1 pseudogene is annotated in these 224 nt (G+C 34.8%); it reads right to left on the bottom strand.

The window, feature by feature from the left end:
• Positions 1 to 224, bottom strand: a pseudogene (bstA, locus tag D9V42_RS15000) (bacillithiol transferase BstA); the annotation flags it as partial.

Below are 224 nucleotides of genomic sequence, written 5' to 3'. Positions count from 1 at the left end.
AATTGCTAAATCATCTTCAGTTAGATTTCGTGCACGTTCAGGTAATGTTTGGAGACCTTCTAAAATCGTTTCAATATTCGGTACTTCCTCCTTCCATTCATCTGGAGACGAACCATTTCCGAATAAAGGTCTATATATATTTAAATCAATATTCTCTTTTCCAGCAACAGCTAAGGCTGATTCAAAAATTGTTAATACATGCCCAAATTGCCAATGAATGGTAT

Origin of the sequence: Staphylococcus pseudoxylosus (genome assembly GCF_003697915.1) — a bacterium.
GTDB lineage: Bacteria > Bacillota > Bacilli > Staphylococcales > Staphylococcaceae > Staphylococcus > Staphylococcus pseudoxylosus.
The sequence above is the reverse complement of the archived record's forward strand: the minus strand, read 5'-3'. Positions and strand labels throughout refer to the sequence as shown.